The 5,960-nt window shown below is 39.0% G+C and carries 6 protein-coding genes; 4 read left to right on the top strand and 2 right to left on the bottom strand.

What is annotated here, in order from left to right:
- The first annotated feature begins 222 nt into the window (after positions 1 to 222).
- Positions 223 to 1,446, top strand: coding sequence for a pitrilysin family protein (locus D0T56_RS16300; protein WP_163321230.1), 1,224 nt, complete (start codon positions 223 to 225; stop codon positions 1,444 to 1,446).
- 63 nt (positions 1,447 to 1,509) lie between these two features.
- Positions 1,510 to 2,082 (top strand): outer membrane beta-barrel protein, encoded by a 573-nt coding sequence (locus tag D0T56_RS16295; protein ID WP_163321229.1) that lies wholly within the window; start codon positions 1,510 to 1,512, stop codon positions 2,080 to 2,082.
- 85 nt (positions 2,083 to 2,167) lie between these two features.
- Here the strand turns inward: D0T56_RS16295 and cysK are convergent, their stop codons facing one another.
- The gene (gene cysK / locus D0T56_RS16290) at positions 2,168 to 3,115 is read right to left on the bottom strand and encodes a cysteine synthase A (protein ID WP_163321228.1); all 948 of its coding nucleotides are present in this window, start codon (positions 3,113 to 3,115) and stop codon (positions 2,168 to 2,170) included.
- Between the two features lie 234 nt (positions 3,116 to 3,349).
- Between cysK and murF the strand changes: the two genes are divergently transcribed.
- Together murF and D0T56_RS16280 are read left to right on the top strand one after the other, a co-directional pair.
- Entirely contained in the window at positions 3,350 to 4,639 is a 1,290-nt protein-coding gene (gene murF, locus D0T56_RS16285) for a UDP-N-acetylmuramoyl-tripeptide--D-alanyl-D-alanine ligase (protein ID WP_163321227.1), read from the top strand.
- Between the two features lie 13 nt (positions 4,640 to 4,652).
- The gene (locus D0T56_RS16280) at positions 4,653 to 5,447 is read left to right on the top strand and encodes a S1/P1 nuclease (RefSeq protein WP_221412369.1); all 795 of its coding nucleotides are present in this window, start codon (positions 4,653 to 4,655) and stop codon (positions 5,445 to 5,447) included.
- A gap of 82 nt (positions 5,448 to 5,529) precedes the next feature.
- Here the strand turns inward: D0T56_RS16280 and D0T56_RS16275 are convergent.
- Positions 5,530 to 5,960, bottom strand: a 431-nt coding sequence (locus D0T56_RS16275; protein WP_163321225.1) for a hypothetical protein, incomplete at its 5' end; no start/stop codon positions are given.

Below are 5,960 nucleotides of genomic sequence, written 5' to 3'. Positions count from 1 at the left end.
CTGTAAGTGACGGAGGCTCTCATTGTCTCATTATCAGACTACAAAGATATAAAAATTTCTAAGAAAAGGAATAAGTTTGTACATAAAAAAGAAACTATCCTCCGAAATCTCTTTCATTAGAAATTTGGGCAGGCTCTAAATTTATTTCCATATATTTGCACGACGCTCCACGATTAGCATGGAGTTGCAGGAGATTTATTATACGAAACAAGGATTACCCGAATGTCAGAATATTTTTCACATACACTGCCCAATGGACTGAGGATAGTGCATAAACCTCATAACGGAGCAGTATCTTACGCCGGATTCATAATTAATGTCGGAACTCGGGACGAAAGAGACGACGAGCATGGCATGGCTCACTTCATAGAGCACATGCTGTTTAAAGGAACAAAGAAAAGGTCGTCCCGACAGATTATCAACCGCATAGAAAGTGTGGGTGGAGAGTTGAACGCATTTACCAATAAAGAGGAAACTGTGTTATACTCCGTTTTTTTGGAAGAACACTTTGAGCGGGCATTTGAACTAATGTCTGATATGATGTTTAACTCGGAATTTCCTCAAAGCGAGATAGATAAAGAAGTGGAGGTCATTATAGACGAAATACACTCCTACGAAGACAGTCCGTCGGAATTGATATATGATGAATTTGAAAACCTTATTTTCAAATATTCGTCATTGGGGCACAATATATTAGGTAGTGAAACATCTCTTATGTCGTTCGATACCGGTAAAGCGAAAGATTTTATCGAAAGATACTATACACCCGAAAATATTGTTTTCTTTTCGATGGGAAAGACTGATTTTGCCAAGATAGTTAAATCGGCAGAGAAGATTTTGTCAGGAGTTGGTTCCGATTCGTTTGTTCACGAGAGAGAGAAGCCGATGAAAAATCAGCCTCAAAAAATGAAAGTCAGCAAAGATACATCGCAGGTACATGTCATTCTGGGAGCTATCGCTTACGATATGTACAACGAAAAAAGGACTGCCTTGTATTTGATGAATAATATTCTTGGGGGGCCGTGTATGAGCAGCCGGTTGAACTTGTCGCTCAGGGAAAAAAAAGGTTATGTGTATAACGTGGAATCGAGTATCACATCTTATACTGACACAGGATTCTTGTCCATCTATTTTGGCACGGACGAGAAAAATGTTGAGAAATGTCTGAAGCTGGTTAACAGGGAGTTGGATATATTGCGTAACACGCAGTTAACCTCGTCTCAACTAGCAGCGGCTAAGAAGCAGGTCTTGGGGCAAGTGGGAGTAAGCAACGATAACAATGAAAACGTGGCTTTGGCATTAGGAAAGAGTTTTCTGCATTACAACCATTTCGACAGCAGGGAAGAAATATACGAAAAGATAAATAAAATATCAGAAGCCGAGATAAAAATGGTTGTAAATGAAATTTTGTCTTCGGATAGTATGTTTAGTCTTATTTATTTTTAATTTTGTTAAAAATTTAGCAAACAAAACAATTCTATTATAAAATTTGTAATTAAAATTATTTCTATGAAAAAACTATTTTTAGCGATTGCTCTTGTTTTTGGAGCAGTAACAGCAAATGCACAAGATGTAGGTCAGATATGGGTTGGAGGCAACGTAGGTTTTTCAACAACAAAAATAAAAGGATTTGATAGAATGACCGATTATACCATCTTACCCGAGTTTGGATACGTTTTGAACGAAAACTTTGGGATAGGTGTCAATTTGGGTTACTCTCATCAAGAGGCTTTGGATGTTGATGGAATGGGAGATATATTTGTAACGAATCAAAAAGGCTTCGCTATCGCTCCTTTTGTTCGTTATACATTCTTGAAAGGTGATATTGGTGGACTGTTTCTTGATGGAGGTGTGAAGTACATCAACTCGAAAGAAAAAGGAGCAGGTGACAGGCTTCATGAATTTGAAGTTGGTATTACTCCGGGTGTAGCTATCAGCATTTCAGACAAGGTGTCGTTGATAGGTAAATTCGGCTTCTTAGGCTATTCGCAAGGTAAATCAGGTGATCATTATAAGACGGAAACATTCGAACTTGGGTTAAATATGAATCAGTTTTCGCTTGGGGTGAATTTGATATTTTAATCCGAGTATTTGTAAGAAAATATAAGCAAAGCGGGTGTCCCAAAAGTAAATTTCAATGTCTTTTGGAACACCCGCTTTTCGGTTTTTATAAAGGATATTCTTCAAAGGCATATAAAACAGTCGATAGATAGCGTTCGCCCGTGTCGGGCAAGATAGCCACGATCTTTTTACCCTTGTTCTCAGTCCGTTTAGCTAGCTCAAGAGCGGCATAAACTGCTGCTCCGGATGAAATGCCGACCAGCAAACCTTCTTCTTGTGCCAATTCGCGTGATGTGCGGATGGCATTGTCTCCACTTACAGGAAAAACTTCGTCTACCACGCCGGCGTCGTATGTTTTAGGAATAAAGCCTGCGCCAATACCTTGTATTTTGTGTGGAGCCGCATTGCCTCCCGACAAAACAGGCGATTCGGCAGGTTCCACGGCAACTATCTGTACTTTGGGGTTGCGTTGTTTCAAAACTTCGCCCACGCCGCTTACCGTTCCTCCCGTACCTACTCCTGCAACAAATATATCAACATCGCCGTCCGTATCTCTCCAAATCTCTTCTGCTGTTGTTTTTTTGTGAATGGCAGGATTGGCAGGATTGACAAACTGTTGCAATATAATAGCCTTCGGATTCTCTTTTTGAAGTTCCTCGGCTTTGGCTATCGCTCCTTTCATTCCTTCGGGCCCGGGAGTCAGAACAATGTTAGCTCCCAATGCTTTCAGCAGGTTGCGCCTTTCTATGCTCATCGTTTCGGGCATGGTTAGAGTCAGCTTGTAGCCTTTTGCGGCGGCAACAAATGCCAACCCGATGCCGGTGTTTCCACTTGTAGGTTCTATTATCTCGCTGTCGGCCTTCAAAATACCTTTATTTTCGGCGTCTTCTATCATTGCATTGGCAATACGATCTTTAACACTCGATAAAGGATTGAAATATTCCAGTTTTGCGATAATGGTGGCATCAATTCCATGTTTTTTTTCGAAATTAGACAACTCTAATAGCGGAGTGTTTCCAATTAAGTCAGTCAGTTTTCTGGCGATCTTATTCATAATATTAATTTTTTATAATTATTTCTTTTTATGCAAAGATAGTTGCTATTTTGTACCCCGAAAATACCATATTTATGGTATATTTAGAGTGTTAAAACGAAAAATAGAGAAAAAAGTTTTCGAGATGAAAAATACTCATAGCAAATAATCTTTATTTCATGCCTCGGAGAATAAACAAATAAAGATGATTTTGTGTTTTAATAAACAGACCTATAAATTTTATGCAGTTTCAACATGGACATAAATAAATTGTACGAAATCTTTAAAAAACATCCCCAAGTAACAACTGACACTCGAAAAATTGTAGAAGGTGCAATTTTCTTCGCTTTGAAAGGTGCAAACTTCAACGGAAACCAATATGCGCAAAAAGCATTGGATATGGGCTGCAGCTATGCGGTGATTGACGAAAAAGAATATGCTGTGGATGAACGAATGTTGCTTGTCGACGATGTATTGAAGGCTTTGCAAGATTTGGCCAATTATCATCGGAACCAATTGACAACTCCAATAATTGCTATAACAGGAACAAACGGAAAAACAACTACAAAAGAACTTGTGGCTTCCGTTTTGGGGCAACAATACAATGTTCTATACACCGAAGGTAATCTGAACAACCACATTGGCGTACCTCTTACCTTGTTGCGTTTAAACAGAAAGCATGATATAGCAGTTGTGGAGATGGGGGCAAACCATATTTCGGAAATTCATGAACTGGCCCTGATAGCCGAACCGAATTACGGCATCATAACCAATATAGGGCAGGCTCACTTAGAGGGGTTTGGCTCGGTTGAAAATATACTGAAAGCGAAAGGCGAACTGTATGAGTATATTCGTAAGCGCAACAATGGGCTTATCTTTATAGACTATGATAATGAAAAACTGCGTAGTATATCTGAAAATATAACTTGTGTTTATTACGGATTGGAAGAAGACTTGTTCGTTTCGGGGCAAATATTGGAATGTAATCCATACTTGAAGTTTCAGTGGAAATTTGTCGATTCGCATTATATAGTCCAAACAAAGTTGATAGGCAACTATAATCTTCCCAACGCTTTAGCTGCAATTGCCGTGGGTAGATATTTCGGGGTGAAAGCAGAATACATTACCAATGCCATAGAAAATTATGAGCCAAACAATAACAGGTCGCAGTTGAAGCAGACCAACAGCAATATGCTTATTGTGGACGCATATAATGCAAACCCGACCAGCATGCAGGCTGCCTTGGACAATTTTTCGCACATGAATGTGAAAAATAAAAGCCTCATAATAGGAGAGATGAAAGAGTTGGGTATGAATAGCGAAATAGAGCACCAGAAAGTGGTTGACTATATTGCTCAACACAATTTCAGCAATGTGTTTTTGGTGGGGGAGAATTTTGGAAAAGTAGACAGGTATCATTATCCTTACTATGAAAGCAGCAGCTCGCTGAAAGATTATTTGACGGAACATCCATTAAAAGACCAATATATTTTGATAAAAGGGTCGAGAGGTGTACATTTGGAAGATTGTATTGATATATTGTAAACCTGTTATGAGTATGAAAAGATTATTCCTATTGGCTTCTTTAGGTCTGTTTTTATGCGGCTTTCCATCCGATTTGATTGCATGGGGAACAACCGGGCACCGGGTGATTACCGAAATAGCTCAAAGAAATCTGAATAAGAAAGCGAAAAAGCAAGTAGATAAGCTGTTCGACAAGCAACATCTGGCTTATTGGGCAAATTGGGCGGATTTCATTAAATCGGATACTTTGAATACATGGAAGCATACTTCGATATGGCACTATGTGAACATGCCTGCCAATATGGAAAGAAACAATTTCAATGCTTTCATTAAAGACATAGAAAAGGATAATGTATACAGCGAGATACCAAAACTATTGACTATTCTTAAAGACAAGAATAACCGCAAGGAAGACCGGAAAATCGCACTCATATTTCTGATTCATCTTGTAGGAGACATGCACCAACCCATGCACACAGGGCGAGCCGATGATTTGGGCGGAAATAGGATAAAGGTCTATTGGTTCGACAGGGAGACAAATCTTCATTCGCTTTGGGATTCGGCTCTGGTTGATTTCGAAAAATACAGTTATACGGAATATGCCACAGTATTGAATGTGTTGACCAAAGACGAAAAGAAAGCCATTCAAAAAGGGACTTTGGAAGATTGGCTCTACGATTCGCACAATATAGCAAACAGGGTTTATGAGATAAGTCCTTACGGATCGAGATTGTCTTACGATTATAATTTTATTGTTCGTCCGATAGTCGACTCTCAACTACAAAAGGCCGGGTTACGGCTAGCCAAGATTCTGAACGATTTGTGGTGAAAAGAAGCAGATGATTTAAAAAAAAGATAGGGCAAATGTCTCAAAATTTTGATGCGTTTGCCCTAATATAGTTTTGAACTTGTTATATCCCCAAGAAAATGACTTCGATAGTATTTCTGAAAGCATTACTACTGGTTATTACAAGTGGTGCTCCAACTAGAGTCCGAATTGAAAAAGATATAACATCTCCGGCATTTAAAGAAACCACCGTGGAATAATGAGTGTTGAACCAAGAACCGATAGCAACATAAGCATATGTTTCATCACTTGAAATAGATGTACCATTTCTTTGAATATTGAAATAAAAAGATTTCATACCTGCAGTAGCTGAATACAAAAAAGAGTGATAAAAAACCTGATACTTCCCTGAATTTTGAGCTGTATAAGTTCCTATACCGGGGAAAGCAACGACTGTATTTCCCGGAAGAGATACATCCTTGGCTGTGGCAGCTGCAAATTTCCGATATAAAGAATTCTGATTACCCACATTTACTTGCCATGTCGCATTTCCCG

The sequence above is a fragment of the Dysgonomonas sp. 520 genome, from assembly GCF_010501095.1.
Taxonomy (GTDB): domain Bacteria; phylum Bacteroidota; class Bacteroidia; order Bacteroidales; family Dysgonomonadaceae; genus QVMP01.
The sequence above is the reverse complement of the archived record's forward strand: the minus strand, read 5'-3'. Positions and strand labels throughout refer to the sequence as shown.

Bases quoted from the DNA above. Each gene is read 5' to 3' on its own strand.
- cysK (WP_163321228.1), bottom strand. From the start codon at position 3,115: ATGAATAAGATCGCCAGAAAACTGACTGACTTAATTGGAAACACTCCG.
- D0T56_RS16295 (WP_163321229.1), top strand. From the start codon at position 1,510: ATGAAAAAACTATTTTTAGCGATTGCTCTTGTTTTTGGAGCAGTAACA.
- D0T56_RS16280 (WP_221412369.1), top strand. From the start codon at position 4,653: ATGAAAAGATTATTCCTATTGGCTTCTTTAGGTCTGTTTTTATGCGGC.
- murF (WP_163321227.1), top strand. From the start codon at position 3,350: ATGGACATAAATAAATTGTACGAAATCTTTAAAAAACATCCCCAAGTA.
- D0T56_RS16300 (WP_163321230.1), top strand. From the start codon at position 223: ATGTCAGAATATTTTTCACATACACTGCCCAATGGACTGAGGATAGTG.